At 34.2% G+C, this 18292-nt stretch carries 12 protein-coding genes; 6 read left to right on the top strand and 6 right to left on the bottom strand.

Going from position 1 to position 18292, the window contains the following annotated elements; genetic code table 11:
• Positions 1–173 precede the first annotated feature (173 nt).
• Positions 174–3452, bottom strand: coding sequence for a CheR family methyltransferase (locus NQQ59_RS23405; protein WP_144212080.1), 3279 nt, complete (start codon positions 3450–3452; stop codon positions 174–176).
• Between the two features lie 106 nt (positions 3453–3558).
• The gene (locus NQQ59_RS23400; protein WP_144212082.1) at positions 3559–4317 is read right to left on the bottom strand and encodes an SDR family oxidoreductase; all 759 of its coding nucleotides are present in this window, start codon (positions 4315–4317) and stop codon (positions 3559–3561) included.
• A gap of 244 nt (positions 4318–4561) precedes the next feature.
• Here NQQ59_RS23400 and NQQ59_RS23395 point away from each other — a divergent pair, with 244 nt between their 5' ends.
• Positions 4562–4858, top strand: a complete 297-nt coding sequence (locus NQQ59_RS23395; RefSeq protein WP_144212084.1) for a hypothetical protein — start codon at positions 4562–4564, stop codon at positions 4856–4858.
• A gap of 64 nt (positions 4859–4922) precedes the next feature.
• On the opposite strand, the gene NQQ59_RS23390 is transcribed toward NQQ59_RS23395, so the two are convergent.
• Entirely contained in the window at positions 4923–5669 is a 747-nt protein-coding gene (locus tag NQQ59_RS23390; RefSeq protein WP_144212085.1) for an NUDIX hydrolase, read from the bottom strand.
• Between the two features lie 397 nt (positions 5670–6066).
• Here NQQ59_RS23390 and NQQ59_RS23385 point away from each other — a divergent pair, with 397 nt between their 5' ends.
• The 5 genes from NQQ59_RS23385 (at position 6067) to NQQ59_RS23365 (ending at position 15764) form a co-directional block, all read left to right on the top strand.
• Complete coding sequence (locus tag NQQ59_RS23385) at positions 6067–8325, top strand: TonB-dependent receptor (protein WP_144212087.1); 2259 nt, start codon at positions 6067–6069, stop codon at positions 8323–8325.
• Positions 8326–8337: 12 nt separating this feature from the next.
• A complete protein-coding gene (locus NQQ59_RS23380; RefSeq protein ID WP_144212089.1) occupies positions 8338–10650 on the top strand; it encodes a glycoside hydrolase family 3 protein in 2313 nt (770 codons plus the stop codon).
• A gap of 260 nt (positions 10651–10910) precedes the next feature.
• Entirely contained in the window at positions 10911–11798 is an 888-nt protein-coding gene (locus NQQ59_RS23375) for an alpha/beta hydrolase (protein WP_144212091.1), read from the top strand.
• Positions 11799–11823: 25 nt separating this feature from the next.
• Complete coding sequence (locus tag NQQ59_RS23370) at positions 11824–14271, top strand: beta-glucosidase (RefSeq protein ID WP_144212093.1); 2448 nt, start codon at positions 11824–11826, stop codon at positions 14269–14271.
• Positions 14272–14345: 74 nt separating this feature from the next.
• A complete protein-coding gene (locus NQQ59_RS23365) occupies positions 14346–15764 on the top strand; it encodes a sugar MFS transporter (RefSeq protein WP_144212094.1) in 1419 nt (472 codons plus the stop codon).
• A 127-nt stretch (positions 15765–15891) separates the two neighbouring features.
• Here NQQ59_RS23365 and NQQ59_RS23360 read toward each other — a convergent pair whose 3' ends face one another.
• The 3 genes from NQQ59_RS23360 to NQQ59_RS23350 all read right to left on the bottom strand — a co-directional run bounded on the left by NQQ59_RS23360 (position 15892) and on the right by NQQ59_RS23350 (position 18283).
• Entirely contained in the window at positions 15892–16146 is a 255-nt protein-coding gene (locus NQQ59_RS23360) for a hypothetical protein (protein WP_144212096.1), read from the bottom strand.
• A gap of 77 nt (positions 16147–16223) precedes the next feature.
• Complete coding sequence (locus NQQ59_RS23355; RefSeq protein ID WP_144212098.1) at positions 16224–16880, bottom strand: hypothetical protein; 657 nt, start codon at positions 16878–16880, stop codon at positions 16224–16226.
• A 182-nt stretch (positions 16881–17062) separates the two neighbouring features.
• Complete coding sequence (locus NQQ59_RS23350; RefSeq protein ID WP_144212100.1) at positions 17063–18283, bottom strand: hypothetical protein; 1221 nt, start codon at positions 18281–18283, stop codon at positions 17063–17065.
• Positions 18284–18292 lie beyond the last annotated feature (9 nt).

The following is an 18292-nucleotide window of genomic DNA, read 5'->3' as shown; positions in this document are numbered from 1 at the left end:
TGTTTTTGGTACAAATAAAATTTCCAAAACTTAAAAGATAAATTATGTAAATTTTGAAAATCAGAAAGAGTTTCCTCTTCATATAAATTTAAATCTACTATACGGAATTATCTTTTACAATTACTGTAAAGACTTCCATAATTTCCATAAACCAGCAGTATTATAAGTATATATTACTGAGGAAGATATATACTTACTGTAGTTCCAAAATCAATTTTACTGGATGCTTTAATAAAACCGTTATGGTTAGAAACTATCTTTTTCACAAGGGTCAAACCAAGTCCGCTTCCTGCATATTCGTCTTTGCTGTGTAATCTGAAGAAAGGTTCGAAAATACGGTTTTCAAAATCTTTACTAAAACCGATACCATTATCAGTAACATTAATTTTGACATATTCCGTTTCTGTTTTGCCTCCCAGATTTGTTATTTCTTCAACAGAAGCTTTTGTGGTTTCGATCTTAATTTCAGGTGCAATATTTTCCTTGGAATATTTAATAGAATTTAAAATCAAGTTCGTAAGCAATTGTTGTATTTGAAAAGCAATTGCATTTACAGAATTCTCTGCAATATCAATAGTTACAACAGCCTTCTTTTCCTCAATTGAATCTTTTATATCAGTCAACGTTTTTTTGACAAGCAGATTAAAATCGGTTTTTTTGAATTTTTTCTCGCTAAAGTTTAATCTCGAATAATTAATCAAATCAGCAATTAACTGGCTCATATTTTTAGCCGAGTGCATGGCGCGCTGTAAATTATGTTTTCCGTCTTCTGATAAAGTTTTTTCTTTTTCAAAAATTCGATGGCAAAGCATGTGAATTTTATTAAGAGGTTCCTGCAAATCATGACTCGCAGCAGAAGTGAAATTTTCTAGCTGTTCGTTATAAATTTGTAATTCAGAGTTCCTTTTATTCAATAATTCATTTGAAGCTAGAATATCCGTAATATCTTCAAAGGCCAGCAAAATCATGCCTTCTGGTTTTGTATTTTGAATCAAACGTGCATTGGCAACCAGTGTTTTTTTATCACCGCCACAATTAATCTCCAATTTATAATCTTCGATATTTTGCTTTTGAAAAACCATTTTAAAAAGTAAATCTTTAAAATCAGGAATATCCCATTGACAGTTTCCGATTTCAAAAAATGAAAAGCCTTCGATATCTTTTTCTGTGGTATTGAAATATTTATAAAACGACGGATTAGCACTTTTCACGTTATAATCCTTATCAATAATAATTAAAGGTTCTCTAATGGTTTGCACAATGGATTCTGCATAATTTCGCATAGAAAGTAATTGCTCCTGACGATCCAAAAGTTCATCATTGGTACACATTAATTCCTGATTATTCGATTGCAATTCTTCGGTCGAAGTCTGCAATTCTTCGTTCATGGCTTGAAGTTCTTCTGTACTGCTTAATAATTCTTCATTTGTGGTTTGAAGTTCCTCAAAAGCAATTTGTTCTTCTTCTGTAACCCGTTTTATATCTTCACGTAAGTGCGATAATTCTTTTTCGAGTTCTGCAATTCGAAGCTGATCGGCATTTTTTTTACTATTTTTTGACTCTAAATCTGTTTCAGGAAGCGGATTTTTACGAAAAAGAATCATAAGATGATCTTCATCATTGGCAAGTGTCAAAATTTCAAAAGAAGCCTGATAATTTTGATCTTTTACAGAAAGATGCTCTCGAATAATATTGTCTTTATTTTTATTGATTTCCAAAATAGCGTTGCGAAGCTCAAAACTAATGCCTTCGCGAGCCATTTTTAAAACATTAAAATTGGGTCTTCCAGGCGCTGGCAATAAATACGGAGAAGTATCGCCATGAAAATGAACTATTTCTAAATGTTCATTAATAATAACGCTTGCTGGCGTATATCTTGAAAATAAAATATCGTCGGCTACTTTTCTAAAATCAGTTTCTTGATTGGCGTTATCGTAGGTTTTTGTTTTGACAGCTAAGTTGTTGTACGCAGGTTTAAAAGCCTGTGGCACGTAGCGCGCAGGTGTAAATTTTTTAGCGTAAATTTTATCTTGTTTAACAACTGCGTCAAATAAATGCTGTACACTATTTGCCGATTCTGATTTTCCAAGAAATAAAAAACCTTTTTCTTTCAGCGAATAATGAAATGAACTCAGTACTTTTTCTTGCAGAAAAGAGTTCAGATAAATTAGGACATTTCTGCAGGAAACCAAATCGATTTTAGCAAAAGGAGGATCTTTAATAAAATTGTGAGTCGCAAAAATACACATGTCGCGAATTATTTTATTAAGATGATAATGGCCGTCACGTTTGGTAAAATATTTTTCTAATCTAGTTTCAGAAATATGCTGTACATCTTGTGCAGAATAAATTGCCGATCTGGCTTTTGCAATAGATTTCTCCGAAATATCCGATGCAAAAATCTGGACTTTTAAATCTTTAATATTATGTAATGTCAAATATTCACAAACTACAATAGCCAGAGAATATGCTTCTTCACCTGTAGAACACGCCGCCGACCATAAACGTAAAGTATTATTGGTGCAGTTTTGAATTAATTGCGGTAAAACCGTTTCTGAAAGAGCTTCAAAAGAATCTTCGTCTCTAAAAAAATAGGTTACCGGAATTAGTAAATCATTAAAAAGTAATTCTTGTTCGTTTTTGTTGCTGCGAAGAATAGTATAATAATCGCTCAAAGTTTCCTTTTTCAAAATAACCATTCTGCGTGTAATACGTCTTCTTATAGCTGGTCTTTTGTAATGAAAGAAATCATTTTCGGTTTTTTGTAGAATGAGATTTAAAATTTGATTCAGAACATCTTCTTCTTTTTTAGATATATGTTCCTCTTCACTGTAAGCATCATTATTGAGATAACTTTTACGAATAGTAGCTATTTGAGTGGCTATATTTTCAGGTGCTAAAACAAAGTCAACTGCGTCTGCTTCGATAGCATTTTGAGCCATTGTTTTAAAATGCGACGTTTCAGGATCTTGAACAATGGTAACACCACCATATTCTTTGATTTTTTTTAATCCAAATGTGCCGTCAAATACGCTCCCTGAAAGTACAACACCAATAGCAAAACTTTTGTAAATCTGTGCAATAGCTTCAAAAGTAATGTCAATATTTTGAGTGATTTTGTCAATACGTTTGATGTCATGCATTTTTAAAATACCATCTTCAGCCATTAAATAATTGTTTTCTGGAACAACATAAATGTGGTCAGGTTGAAAATCAATTTGATTTACAATTTCAACAACAGGAATCTTTGCCAACTTCGATAATTCGGAAGTAAGATTATCAGGATTGTTGGAAGATAAATGCTGTAAAACAATATAAGCAATACCAGAATCTTTTGGTATTTGCGAAATTATTTTATGCAAAGCTTCTAATTCTCCCGAAGTGCCTGCAATGGCTGCTATTGGAAAATTTTGAGAAATATTTTCAGTTGAATTGGTATTTTCTAAAATCATTGTGTATGGAGGGACGTGTAATTCTTACATTAAAGATACTATAATTTTTAACTTTTGTCTTTTAATTTTGATGAAAAACATTTCAAAATTTCTGTTTTACTTCAATTTAAATAATTTGTAAATGAGGTCTAATCTGCATACTTACAATATCACATCTCTTTGGCTGCGATAAACAGAAAAGAACACTCATGGCAATATCTTCTGCTTCAAGCATTTCCATATTTTCTATTTTCTCTTGTTGTACTTCTTTAGAAGTAGGTTGCATATCACTTGTTACCGCTCCTGGCTCTACATGCGAAACTTTTATTCCAAGCGGATTTATTTCTTTTCGAAGTGCTGTGCTGAAACCTCTAATCGCTGTTTTGGTCGAAACATATATGACACCAGTTTTCTCTTTTACTTCGGCACTCATAGAACCAATGTTTACGATATGTCCAGATTTTTGTTCTTTCATTCTGTTAACCGCTTCTTTAGCGAAAGCGATATATCCTAAAACATTGGTTTCTAAAATATATTTCCAGTCTTCATATTCACCTTCAATTATGCCTCCTGCTGGTAAGGCCGCATTGTTTATGAGAATATCAATTCCTTCAAGATCATTATCTACTTTCTTCCAGATCATTTCAATGTCTTCTTTTTTGGTAATGTCTGCCGCTACTCCATAAATTTCACCAGCTTTTGATTTTTCTTTAATATCATTTAGGGCATTATCAAGGTCATTTTCATCTCTTCCAAAAATAAAAACGCGACCGCCAAGTGAAACCAAAAGATCAGCAATTGCTTTTCCTATTCCAGTAGTTCCACCAGTTATCACAATTCTTTTTTGAAGGATATGTTGACCAAAGTAGTTTGCTATATTTTCCATATTTCAGTTGTTAACTATAAATATTTATATAAATCGTGTCTTTGTGTTCATTTCAGAAAATGTTTTAAACAAAATTCGGACATTCTCCATTAGTATTACTTATAAGATTAAGTAGCTGATTTACAGGTTTTACATTTATATAGAGTTCAAACTATGATTTCTGTAATAGGGAAATGTGATTATGTAAAATTCTTGATTTTCAATGTTTTAGATTTGGGGTTCTATAACTTTTAAATAACGAATTATGAAGACTTTTTTTAAAACAATATTGATGATGCTGTTATTGACCACTATTGTATTTTCATGTAAAAAGAATGAAAACAATGCTTATCCCAATTCAAATCAAACTGATTCGATGAACATGTCTGTAGATAGTATTGGACCTGCGGTAGATTCTTCTGCAATTTTAGATTCTGATCAAAATGGTCAAAATGGAACGACAGGAGCGACAGGCGAGGGCACAACTGGTTCTGGTACAGCTGGCTCTACACAAAAAGGGAATCAAACCGTAAAAACGGATTCTGTTAAAAATAACAAATAGTATCTAAAAGAAAAACTCTCAGCAATGTTGAGAGTTTTTTTATATAAAGTTTAAACAGTAAATTTTACCAGCCTCCTTTAAGTCCTTCTTTAAGAGCTTCATTATATTTCTCCAAATCAAAACTATACAAATCTGGAGCTTTATGTGCACCGCCTTTTCTGGATTCATCTAATTTGGTTAGAATATCGTAGCGAAGAATCTTTCGGTAAAAATTTCCTCGATTTAATTTTTTTCCTAAAATACCTTCGTATAATTTTTGAAGTTCTGGCATTGTAAATTTCTCAGGAAGAAGACTATAACCAATTGGATGATTGTTCAATTGTTCACGAAGTGTTAGCAAAGCTTTATCAAAAATAATACGGTGATCCATCATAAATGCGGGAAGATTTTCTATAGAATGCCATTTCACAATACTAGAAAATTCATCAATATTTAGTTTTACTTGCCCGTGTTCTGCTAAGGCGTAATATCCTATAGAAACAAAACGCTGTTTGTGCCACATACTATCATCGTAATCTTCAAAAGCAAATTCAGAACGGTTTAAATTACCAAAAGTGTAAAATTGCTGCAGGTAAACATTCTCTGTTCCGGTTCTGTCTTTTAAGATTCGAACTGCCGCATCATCGACATTTTCAACCTTTTCTACATAACCTCCAGGAAGTCCCCATTCTTCGCGATCTTTCATTTTTAAGATCAAAACCTGAAGTTCATTTTCGTGAAAACTGAAGATCACACAGTCAATAGAAAGTGTCGGAATATACTTTTTCCAAGATTCTTCAGAACGTGTTTCGAGTAGTTTTTTAAATTCCATGAGGGTACAATTAGCTTCAAATTTAAACTTTTTAATAGGTACGAGTCAAATTGTTTCAATTTTTTCTGACAATTTTATTGACATCACAAAAAAAACTTAAAAGGTGATATTTTATTTTTTGAATGCTTCATTCGAATTTAATAAATCAATTATTAATCGTGTCTTTTTTTCAATAATTACAACACTTTACGCAAACGAGGTAGTAAAATTTAAGTGTCAATTTAACAATTCAGAGCAATCTTCTCATTTGTTGTTTTTATGGAATTTATCACTGGGTTTTAATGCGATATTAAAAATTATAACATCAATTATTTGTTGATATGAAAAATAGTATTTAATATTGCTTCATTATGAAGCAATGAAGAATTCATAATGAAAAACCTAACTTAAACTACTCATGAAAAAATTAATTATTGCCACACTTTGTTTGGCATTTTATCCAGCTTCAGAAGCTTTTTCTCAAGAAGATAAAAAACAACAACAAGCCACAGATTCGATTAAAAAAACTACCAAAATTGTAGAATCAGACACTAAAGAAGAAAAAAATAGAAATGTAATGCTGAATGCGGCTAACAATACTGGACCGCGTGAAGTAAACATTGGACTTCCTTCATCAGTGGGAGGAATCACGATTCAGGAAAACGATTTGCCAGTGGTTTATTATTTCTGGCCAGAACTTCCAAACCGTACTTGGAGACAAAGTACAAGTTTAGAAAGAACAGGTTTATTAAAAGTGGGGGAAGCTGCCATTACAACAGGAGATTTAGGTTTTGCAGTTAACTCATACACAAAATTAGGAACTGATAAACTGGAAATCGTTGGAAATCTTTCTGGTTCAAGTTTCGGATGGTTGAAAGGAGACTTAAATGTTTCTGGTCCGTTAGCAAAAGGCTGGTCATACACGTTGGGAGCTTACGCCAATTATGATCCGAATTCATTCGATTTGAAATTCGCTAAATACTCAGACCGAACACAGATTTATAGAGCAGGTTTGACAAAGAAATTCAATAATGGAAAAGGAAAAATCAGTTTCTTGTATAAATATGCCAATTCTGCATCTTTAACCAATTATGCTGTTTTCAGATACAAAGAAGGCGGAAAAGTAGAAGAATACAACGACTTTAAAATTGGACGTGATTCGTATATCGTAAATGATGGAATCATGAAATTTAAAGACATCATGACGGGTGAAACGAAATTTGCTGATATGGGCGGAAGCGATGCGGCAACTACTTCACACACTTTTGATATTCTTGGAAATTATGATTTGGCAAATGATTGGAAATTAAATTTCTCCACTCGTTTTCGTTATGCTGAAGCTTCTCAGTTAATCTCAATTCCACTAGGGATTTTCCAAGCGAGTGCATCAGATAACTTCACCTACAAATCAACTGGAAATGCTTATGTTGGAAATGTAAATTCGATGTTAGGATTGTATACTGATGGAACGCCGACAAAAACAGCGATGTCTAGATTTGAACTTACAAAAAATGTAGAAAAACATAAATGGAGATTTGGTTTAACAGAATACTATTATCAAGTTGATGACTTTACATCAAGCCGTTCTTTCTTTAATCAAACGGTAAGTGCAAATCCAGATAAATTGGTTCGTAACACACCAGGTGGAACTTCAAACACAGACGCTGACGGATTTTACAATTACAATGTTGGAGGAGAATACCACAATGGTTTTGAAAACAAATTATCAGGTTATTTCTCTGATAACTGGACTATTTCAGATCGTTTCAGTTTAGCTTATGGTGTGAATTTGAGATACCACAAATTAAAAGGAGATTATTATTTGACACCAAGAACACCAGATTTAGTGTTTGATCCAAGTCAGAAAACGTATTTTGACAACAACTGGTTTCACTTAGGAGGTTCGATTAATGCGGTTTATAAAGTAACAAAAAGTGCTGGAATTCTTGCCGACTTTACTTATACAGAAAAAAATGGTCAGTTAGAAAGTTATTCAGGAGCGGCAATTCCAAATAATGCAAAATCAAAAAGTCCGTTAGCAGCGTTTGGATTGTATTACAACAATAAAAATTTCAGCGTAGTTTCTCAGGCAACTTATTTAACTAGAAACAACTATTTGGCGAGATTAAACTTGGTAAATCCTTCAGATGCAACACAGTCAGAAGTAGCAACAGTTTTCTATGATATTCAAACTTTAGGCTGGACTACAGATATTGTGGCTTCACCGTTTAAAGGATTTAATCTGCATTATTTAATCACTTTCCAAGATCCAGTTTACAAAAACTACGATTTCTCTGCTTTCGGAAATAACTATTCATACAACGACAAAAATGTGTTAGAAATTTCAAAAGTATTGATGGAAATTGATCCAAGTTATACCTATAAAGATTTCAAGGTTTGGGCGAGTTTCCGTTACTTCAGCAAGCAATATGCGAACTTAACAAACGCCTTATACTTTGCGCCAAGATGGGAAACTTTTGGAGGAGTAAACTACAAAATCAACAAACATTTTGATATTGGTTTAACAGCGGTAAACTTCTTAAACCAAACAGGAGCAAAAGGAACCATCAACGGAGCAGAGTTAATTACAGATGCTTCAGCTTATTACGATCAGCTTTTGGTTGGATCTTATATCCGTCCATTTACTTTAGAAGCTTCTCTTAATTTCAGATTCTAAAATTTTATTTCGATGAAAAAAATAATTATAACTGCTGGTTTCGCTTTTTTTCTAAGCGTTACCATGCAGGCACAGCAAGCCAATTTTACAATTGTTAAAAATAATAAAGGTGCAGATTTAGGATATTCTCCTGAATCTGGAATCAAAATTTTGACTGTAAACGGGAAAAAGTTCAAAGATTTAAATAAAAACGGAAAGCTGGATAAATATGAAGATTGGCGCCTTTCGGCAGATGAACGTGCAAAAGATTTAGCTTCAAAAATGTCGGTGGAACAAATTGCAGGATTGATGCTTTACAGTCGTCATCAAGCTTTGCCAGCAGGAGTTTCTGGATATAATGCGGGAACTTATAACGGAAAAGTATTTCCTGAAAGCAATGCAAAAGCATATAATTTAACAGACCAACAAAAAGCATTCTTAAAAGAAGATAATCTGCGTCATGTTCTGATTACAAGTGTGCAATCTCCAGAAGTTGCCGCTTTATGGAACAACGAAATGCAGGCTTTTGTAGAAGGAATTGGACTAGGAATTCCGAGCAATACGAGTACAGATCCGCGTCATACCGCAAATGTAACCTCTGAGTTTAACGCGGGAGCAGGCGGAACAATTTCGATGTGGCCTGATGGTTTAGGAATGGCTTCGACTTTTGACCCAAAAATAGTGGAGCAGTTCGGACAAATTGCAGCAAAAGAATATCGTGCGTTGGGAATTGCAACAGCATTATCTCCGCAAATCGATTTAGGTTCTGAGCCAAGATGGTATAGAATCTCGATGACTTTCGGCGAAAGCCCTGCTTTAACCAGAGATATGGGAAGAGCTTATATTGACGGCTTCCAAACTTCATACGGAAAAGACGAAATTAAAGACGGCTGGGGTTATAAAAGTGTAAACGCAATGGTAAAACACTGGCCAAGCGGCGGTGCTGAAGAAGGCGGACGCGATGGTCACTGGGCTTACGGAAAATTTGCGGTTTACCCAGGAAATAATTTACAGCAGCATATTGATCCGTTTATTAATGGTGCTTTCAAATTAAAAGGAAAAACGAGTAAAGCTTCGGCGGTAATGCCTTATTACACCATCACTTTTGATCAGGATAAAAAGTACAATGAAAATGTTGCCAACGGTTACAGCAAATACATTATTACTGATTTATTAAGAGACAAATACGGTTACGACGGCGTGGTTTGTACCGATTGGTTAGTAACTGCTGAGGAGGGAAAAACACCAAATATCTTTGCAGGAAAACCTTGGGGAGTAGAAAATCTTTCGATTGACGAAAGACACTATAAAGCAATTATTGCTGGAGTAGATCAGTTTGGTGGAAACAATGATAAAAAGCCCGTTTTAGCCGCTTACGAAATGGGAGTTAAAGAATTTGGAGCATCTTTTATGAGAGCCAGATTCGAAAGATCAGCGGTGCGTTTATTGAAAAACATTTTCAGAGTAGGACTTTTTGAAAATCCGTATTTGAATGTGGAAGAAACAAAAGCAGTTGTTGGAAATCCTGAATTTATGAAAGCAGGTTATGATGCGCAATTAAAGTCGGTTGTGTTGTTGAAAAACAAATCGGCAGTTCTTCCTGTAAAAGAAAAGAAAACAGTTTTTATTCCGAAAATCTATACCGCTTCAACCAAAGATTGGTGGGGAGTTGCTAGTCAGCCGAAATTAGAATATCCAGTTAATTTAGAATTGGTAAAGAAATATTACAATGTTACGGAAGATCCTTCAAAAGCAGATTTTGCTATTGTTTTTGTGACAAGTCCGCAGAGTTTAGAAGGAGGTTACGATTTAAAAGACCGTACAAACGGAAGCAACGGTTATGTGCCAATTTCACTTCAATACGGAACTTACACTGCAACCGAAGCAAGATCTAAAAGTATCGCAGCCGGCGATCAGGTTATTGATCCAACAATCAAAGACAGAACTTATAAAAACAAAACGGTTACCGCTGCCAACACTATGGATTTGAGAACAATTCTCGATACCAAAGATATGATGAACGGAAAACCAGTTATTGTTTCGGTTACGGCAAATAAGCCAATGATTTTTAATGAATTTGAAAAAGAAGTAGACGGAATTGTTCTGAATTTCGGAGTTTCTTCTCAAGCTGTTTTAGATATTATTTCTGGAAAAACAGAACCTTCAGGATTACTTCCAGTGCAAATGCCAGCCAATATGGAAACCGTTGAAAAACAATTTGAAGACGTTCCATTTGATATGATTCCGCATAAAGATATAGAAGGAAATGTATACGATTTTGCTTTTGGATTGAATTGGAAAGGTGTTATAAAAGATGCTAGAACTGAGGCTTATAAGAAACAGTAATTTTTAATCTCGCAAAGTCGCAAGGTCGCAAAGTTTCTCTTTTTAAGTTTTAAACTTGGCGTCTTAGCGACTTTGCGAGAATTACAAAAGTCTAGTTTGTCATTTCGAGGAACGAGAAATCACACGCGGGATTCGACACAGTTTGACTTCATTCTTTTAAAAAAACTTAGCGTCTTAGCGACTTTGCGAGAACTATAAAAATCTGCGGAATCAGCTTAAATCTTAATAAATCTGCGTGAAATAAATAAAACAACGACAAGATGAAAAATAAATTAAAAATACTATTAGCTCTTTCAATGCTTGTTAGCATTTCTGTAAAAGCGCAGGAAACTATAAAATTATACGAAGGAAAAGCACCTGGATCTGAAAACTGGACACAGCAAGAAGCCCAAATGTATTCAGACCTTTTTAAAACCGATGTGGTTTACAATGTAACCGATCCAAGTTTATTGGTGTATCAAGTTCCAAAAGGAGTTAAAAATACAGGAACTGCAATTGTAATCGCGCCAGGAGGAGGATTTCAAAGTTTATCCATTAACAGAGAAGGAAAAGAACTGGCTACTATTTTGAGTAAAAAAGGAATTACGGCTTTTGTACTAAAATATCGTTTGAATAAAACAGATACCAACGATCCTGCAAGGGAAATGATGGACAAATTAAAAGATAGAGCGGCTTTTGAAAAAAACTCGCTGGCAACAATTCAGTTGGCTGCAAAAGACGGAAAAACAGCCGTGAACTATGTTCGCAACAATGCTTCAAAATACGGCATAGATACTAAAAAAGTGGGAATTATTGGTTTCTCTGCCGGAAGCACTGTAGCAATGGAAACTGTTTTGGACAATACAATAGAACAGCTTCCAGATTTTGTCGCGAATATTTACGGTGGACCAAGAGCGGAACTTTTAAATATTAAAGTGCCGGAAAAAAAGATTCCGATGTTTATCTGCGCAGCCAGCGACGATCAATTGAAATTGGCTCCAAGAAGTATTCAAATGTATAACAAATGGCTGGAAGCCGACCAAAGTGTTGAATTACACATGTACTCAAAAGGCGGACATGGTTTTGGTACTGGAATACAAAATTTACCAGTCGATTCATGGGAAACTCGCTTTGAAGAATGGCTTAAACTGCAAGGATTTTTAAATTAAAGAAACCACTTAACAACTATATATCATGAAACATAAAGTTACAAAAACAGTGAGAGTAACGCTTTTAACAGCGTTGGTACTTTCGAGCTTGTCTTTTAACAAGTTACCAGATAACGAAAAAGATCCTGTTATTACCATTAACGGATTTAGTTTTGTTGATTCGAATAAAAACGGAAAATTAGATCCGTGGGAAGATACACGTCTTTCTGTCAATCAGAGAATTGATGCGATTATCAAAGAAATGACCAATGCAGAAAAAGTAGAATTATTAATTGGAACTGGAATGCCGGGAATTGAAGTATTGACAGGTCCAGTTGGAGATTCTAAACAAGGTTTAGTTCCAGGAGCAGCGGGAGGAACCGCCGCTTTTGAAAGATTCGGAATTCCAGCAACAGTCGTAGCCGATGGTCCTGCGGGTTTAAGAATTGCACCAACAAGAGAAAATGATTCTAAAACGTATTATGCAACAGCATTCCCAGTAGGAACGGCTTTGGCTTCGACTTGGAATAAAGCGCTTTTGGAAGAAGTTGGAAAAGCAATGGGGAATGAAGTGAAAGAATATGGTGTTGACGTTTTATTAGCGCCAGCGTTGAATATTAACAGAAATCCATTGAACGGAAGAAACTTCGAATATTATTCTGAAGATCCATTGATTTCTGGAAAAACAGCTGCCGCAATTGTAAACGGAATTCAATCTCAAGGTGTTGGAACTTCTATCAAACACTTTGCAGTAAATAACGAAGAAAGTAATCGTTTGACTATAAATGCTCACGTTTCTGAAAGAGCGATTAGAGAATTGTATTTAAAAGGTTTTGAAATTACGGTTAAAGAATCTGATCCTTGGACGATTATGTCTTCTTACAATAAATTGAACGGAATTTATACTTCTGCAAACAAAGATTTATTAACAGAAGTTTTAAGAAACGAATGGGGTTACAAAGGAATTGTAATGACAGACTGGTTCGGTGGTTTTCCAGGTTTTGAGTCGATTCAAAAAGGATCAAATTCTGATGTGGTTCAGCAAATGATTGCTGGAAACGACCTTTTAATGCCAGGAATTCCAGTTCAGAAAAAAGCAATGTTAGAAGCTTTAAATTCTGGAAAATTATCTCAAGAAGTTGCCAATACTAACGTGAGAAGAATTTTAGAATATGTTTTTCGCACGCCTACTTTCGCAAAATACAAATACAGCGACAAACCTAATTTAGAGCAAAATGCTGCAATAACAAGAAAAGCAGCTGCAGAAGGAATGATTTTGCTTAAAAACGAGAAAAATGCTTTGCCTTTCGCTGACAAGCAAAAAGAAGTTTCTTTATTCGGAGTGACTTCATACGCTTGGATTACAGGTGGAACAGGATCTGGAAGTGTAAATAACAAACACACGGTTTCTCTGTTAGAAGGATTAAATGCAGCTGGTTACAAATTAGACAAAGAATTAGTCGATTTGTATACGCCGCATGCAGAAAAAGAAGTAGTTGCAGAAAAAGAAAGAAGAAAAGCAAGAGGCGTTTTGGCTTTGCCAGAAAGACTTCCAGAACTAAAAATGGATGATGCTTTTATTGCTAAAAAAGCAGCAAGTTCTGAAATCGCTTTTGTGACTTTAGGAAGAAATTCTGGAGAAGGTGGAGATAGAGTAGTAGACAACGATTTCAATATGGCAAACGAAGAAATTGAAATGCTGGATAAAATCTCAAAAGCTTTCCACGCAAAAGGCAAAAAAGTAGTTGTGATTTTAAATATTGGTGGTGTAATCGAAACTGCTTCTTGGAAAGATAAAGTAGATGCCATTTTATTAGCTTGGCAACCAGGACAAGAAGGAGGACATTCTGTAGCCGATGTCGTTTCAGGAAAAATCAATCCGTCTGGAAAATTGACAATGACTTTCCCAGCGAAATATTCGGATACACCTTCAGCTAAAAACTTCCCTGGATTCCCAATTGATAATCCAACAGATGTAACGTATGAAGAAGGTGTTTATGTCGGATATCGTTATTTCAATACGTTCAACATTAAACCATCTTACGAATTTGGTTTTGGAAGCTCTTATACTTCTTTTGAATATTCTGGAATAAAGTTAAGTGTTCCAACTTTCAAAGATAAATTGACAGTTTCTGTAACCGTTAAAAATACTGGAAAAGTAGCAGGAAAAGAAGTGGTTCAATTGTACCTTTCGGCACCTTCAAAAACAATAGATAAACCGAAAGAAGAATTAAAAGCTTTCGCTAAAACAAAAGAGTTGAAACCAGGTGAAAGTGAAGTAATAACAATGACTTTAGCTCCAAAAGATCTGGCTTCTTTCTTAGAAAATAGAAGTGCATGGGTTGCTGAAGCAGGAAATTATAAAGTACTTGTAGGAGCATCTTCTTTAAATATTAAACAAACTGGATCATTTTCAGTTCCAAAAGAAATTACAGTGGAGAAAGTAAAGAAAGCTTTTGCATTAGATACAAAGTTTACTGAACTTAAACCTTAATTTTAGTTAGTTAGTCCTGAGAAACCGTCTTGATATTTTTTCGAGACGGTTTTTCTCGATTTATATATTTTATTATGAATACCCAAAACAACTCTAATCAAGCGGTTCCTAATTACACCGTACCGTTGATTACAATAACATTATTATTTTTCATGTGGGGATTTATTACCTGTATGAATGATATTTTGATTCCTTATTTAAAGAAATTATTTGACCTTACTTTCGTAGAATCGATGCTGGTTCAGTTCTGTTTTTTCGGAGCTTATTTTCTTGGATCGTTAACTTATTTTGTATTTTCTTATTATAAAGGTGATCCGATTAATAAAGTAGGTTACAAAAAAGGAATTCTTTCAGGAATTCTTCTTTCGGCTCTGGGCTGTATTTTGTTTTATCCTGCGGCTACTTTTTCAGTCTATGGCTTGTTCCTTGGCGCTTTATTTGTTCTCGGATTAGGATTTACAATTTTACAGATTACAGCAAATGCGTATGTTTCATTACTTGGAACAGAAGAAAGTGCGTCTGGACGATTAAATATGACACAGGCATTTAATGCGTTTGGAACGACAATAGCACCTATACTTGGTGGTTATTTGGTATTTGGTTCAGGTGGTGATCATACTATTACTGCTGAAGCAACTCGTATTCCGTATCTAGTTTTTGCTGGAATTTTAATTTTAGTCGCCGTTTTGATTTATAATGTAAAATTGCCTTCTTTTCAAACAGAAGAAACAGAACATGGAGGTCTTGGAGCTTTAGAATTCCTGCAATTGCGATTGGGTATTTTAGGGATCTTCTGTTACGTTGGAGGAGAAGTGGCAGTGGGAAGTTTTATTATCAGTTTTCTAGAATTAGACAGCATTGGTGGTTTGACTGAAGCGGTCAGTAAAAATTATCTTGCGATGTATTGGGGTGGTGCTATGATTGGCCGTTTTCTTGGCGCTATTTCGCTAAATCAGGGAATAAGCGCTTCTAAGAAAATAGTATATATGATACTCACTGCAGGAGCTGTTTTTTTACTGATTTATTCAATTGTAAACCTAACTTTTAGTCAAATGAGCTTTTTCCTTGTGTTTTTGGTTTTGAATTTTTTTGCTTTTATGATTGGAAAATCGGCACCAGCCAAAACATTGGCGATATTTGCTTCTATTAATATTGTTTTGTTGCTTTTGAGTATTTTGACTACAGGAAAAATGGCAATGTACAGTATATTAGGAATTGGGATTTTTAATTCGATTATGTTTTCTAATATTTATACTTTGAGTATCGCTGGATTAGGAAAATACACAAGTCAAGGTTCATCACTTTTGGTAATGGCTATTTTAGGTGGCGCTTTGGTTCCGTTGATTCAAGGTGTTCTTGCCGATTCTGATTTTGGCGTACAGAAATCATTTATCGTTCCTGTATTCTGTTATGTTTATATTCTGTGTTTCGGATTGTATTGTGCAAAGAATCTGAAATTTGTAGCACATACGAACAATTTTTCCGGACATTAATTGATTATAAGTTTTTAAATGAAAAAACTCCAGTATTTTAAATATTGGAGTTTTTTTTGAATGTTATTCATTTGCAAAACTACAGAGTTAGTTAAAGTCAAGATGAAAATAATATTTAATAAAAACATTAACCGCAGTTTTTTATTTCCAGTTTATAATCCAAGGTATTGATTTGTTCGATAAAGTATTTAATAGCATTTTCTTTATCCATTCCGCTCAAACCATATTCTACAAATCCCTTTACAAAATCTTCGCCAACGGCTTCACTAATAATCAATTTAGGATTATTGGTTGCTTCTTCCATTGATTTACAAAACAGGGTCGATTCGGCATCAGTCATTTTTTTATCAAAATAGATTTCGTATTGGAAGGTAGTACTCATCAAATTGTGTTTTTAAGGGAAAAACAAATGTAATGTTTAACGTCATTAGTATTATACCTCAATTTATTTTTTTACTACTATTTTGAATTGTAGTCTTTAATAAGTAGCTGTACATTTTCAAAGCTAAAAACCTTGTTTTCATAATTCTTTTTTGAAATTTTATCAGCTATCAGATTTTCAAGTAAATCCTTGCGTTCTTTTCTTGTTGTACCATCAATGCTCGCAAATTTATTATGCTTAATGACAGAAAGAATACCTTCTTTTTCTACATACCAAGAGGTAAATTCTGAATTTGGAACTCCGCCTGTAGCAATAATACCACTAAGGGTAATGACAATACCGAGTGCATTATCGGGAGTATTGCTGTATGTATAATTTTTTTGTTGATACAATGTTATTCTTCCATCTTCGATGCACTTTAACCAATCTGGTTTTTCGACAATTGCTAATTTCTTTTTTAATTTTTCTGTTAAGAGGCTGGGAAGAATTTTACTTCGATAAAGAGATTTGTGTTTCTGATCATAGTAAGCAGAATACTGTTCTGGATCTATTTTGTATGAACTGTCAGCAGTAATCAATTTTCTTTCACCAGTAAAAGCATTCATTTTGATTTTGCCATATAAGGTATCATTGGTTTTTGTTACAATGTAACTACTAGTAATAGGTTGGTTTTGTGCATTTGCTGAAAGTACGAGTAACAGAAGACCTGAAAAATAAAGGGATTTAAAAGACATACGACAAGATTTCAAGATTAATATGAAATCAAATTTAGGTATGGAAGATGGGAAAACCTTTTACATATGTTGAGAGATAAAAAAAGAACCTGCTTTTGGGCAGATTCTTTCTTTCGAGTATTTCAAACTTAAGTGTAAATCCTTTTAAAGTACTTGCTAGAGATAAAGTATGCAGATGAAGCTTATCTTAGTTTTCCAACAAAAATTAAACTTCCACCAATAGCTTCAGAAACTGCTTCAAAGTCAGCAGCTCCTTTTTGTTTCAAAAGTCTGTATTTAAAATCAATATTAGCAGTAGGGATATTTCCATAATACTCTACACCATCAATTGTTCCTACCGAGTATACTGTTCCATATTGTTCAAAGGAAGTAAAAGGTTCGACTTTTAAAGTTTTTAAGTCTACAAGTGCATATTTAGTTGGCGCATTATACCAATCAGCAGGTTTTGCAGGTGGAGTAAAGGTGTTATCAAGATATTGAGCAAGGGCTTTGTCTCCGTGAACATAAGGCACTACATTTACTGAATGTGCATTGATTGCTGCTTTTAAATCTACAAAGAAGTTAGGGTCGAATGTTCCATTAGGATTTACCTTTAACAATCCGCCTGTTGGTGGATTGCCTGTTACGGTACTATAATCTAATGAAAGAGCTGTTTCGCGAGAAGATCTGTAATACAAAGTCCCGTCATTACCTTTGGCAAAAGTAAAATATCCCATTGACATACGTGAATCTTTAACATATGAAACTGCTTTTGATGCTATGTCAAAAACTGCAATTTGCGCATATTGTGGAAACTTATTATAATCTGTCGGTGTTGCTCCAACCGGTAGTAAAATTTTTTTTGCAGAAGTAACATAACTACTATAAGTAGATGTTTTAACAGCAGGATCATTACTTAATGGAAGAGGAGTTACTGCTATCGTTTCTGTAATAGTCATAGATGTTGGATTGAACTTAATGATTTTACCATCATTTAAGGCGAAAAAATAAGCTTCTGTCTCAGACACAAACGCGGGAGGACCAAAAGTACCGCTAACACCTGTACCTGCAAGGCTTAAAGCATCTGCACTTGAAATTTTCATGTCATTGCTTACATTATATTTGGTCAAGGTTGAAGCAGTACCATTCCAAACGTATGGATGTTCTCCATAAGAATAGATAGTTGCTCCAGGGCCTATTTCTGTCATCGTTTTGTAATCAAGAGTGGAAGGGAATTTATCGTAAGCACCTAAATAAAAAACTCTACCTGACGGAGTATTTACACGAACTGCTGCTATAACTGTAGGATTATCGCCTTGCCCATCATCTGTTTGGGAATCATCTGAACTACATGATGTTAATGCGAATAATGAACACATTATTGCTAATGCAGCATGTTTTTTAAAAAATGGAATTGTTTTCATATCTGTTGG

This window comes from Flavobacterium panacis (genome assembly GCF_024649945.1).
Classification (GTDB): domain Bacteria; phylum Bacteroidota; class Bacteroidia; order Flavobacteriales; family Flavobacteriaceae; genus Flavobacterium; species Flavobacterium panacis.
The sequence above is the reverse complement of the archived record's forward strand: the minus strand, read 5'-3'. Positions and strand labels throughout refer to the sequence as shown.

What these genes read in the sequence shown, in the direction of transcription:
- NQQ59_RS23405 (WP_144212080.1), bottom strand. Translation starts at nt 3,452, where the DNA reads ATGATTTTAGAAAATACCAATTCAACTGAAAATATTTCTCAAAATTTT.
- NQQ59_RS23400 (WP_144212082.1), bottom strand. Translation starts at nt 4,317, where the DNA reads ATGGAAAATATAGCAAACTACTTTGGTCAACATATCCTTCAAAAAAGA.
- NQQ59_RS23395 (WP_144212084.1), top strand. Translation starts at nt 4,562, where the DNA reads ATGAAGACTTTTTTTAAAACAATATTGATGATGCTGTTATTGACCACT.
- NQQ59_RS23390 (WP_144212085.1), bottom strand. Translation starts at nt 5,669, where the DNA reads ATGGAATTTAAAAAACTACTCGAAACACGTTCTGAAGAATCTTGGAAA.
- NQQ59_RS23385 (WP_144212087.1), top strand. Translation starts at nt 6,067, where the DNA reads ATGAAAAAATTAATTATTGCCACACTTTGTTTGGCATTTTATCCAGCT.
- NQQ59_RS23380 (WP_144212089.1), top strand. Translation starts at nt 8,338, where the DNA reads ATGAAAAAAATAATTATAACTGCTGGTTTCGCTTTTTTTCTAAGCGTT.
- NQQ59_RS23375 (WP_144212091.1), top strand. Translation starts at nt 10,911, where the DNA reads ATGAAAAATAAATTAAAAATACTATTAGCTCTTTCAATGCTTGTTAGC.
- NQQ59_RS23370 (WP_144212093.1), top strand. Translation starts at nt 11,824, where the DNA reads ATGAAACATAAAGTTACAAAAACAGTGAGAGTAACGCTTTTAACAGCG.
- NQQ59_RS23365 (WP_144212094.1), top strand. Translation starts at nt 14,346, where the DNA reads ATGAATACCCAAAACAACTCTAATCAAGCGGTTCCTAATTACACCGTA.
- NQQ59_RS23360 (WP_144212096.1), bottom strand. Translation starts at nt 16,146, where the DNA reads ATGAGTACTACCTTCCAATACGAAATCTATTTTGATAAAAAAATGACT.
- NQQ59_RS23355 (WP_144212098.1), bottom strand. Translation starts at nt 16,880, where the DNA reads ATGTCTTTTAAATCCCTTTATTTTTCAGGTCTTCTGTTACTCGTACTT.
- NQQ59_RS23350 (WP_144212100.1), bottom strand. Translation starts at nt 18,283, where the DNA reads ATGAAAACAATTCCATTTTTTAAAAAACATGCTGCATTAGCAATAATG.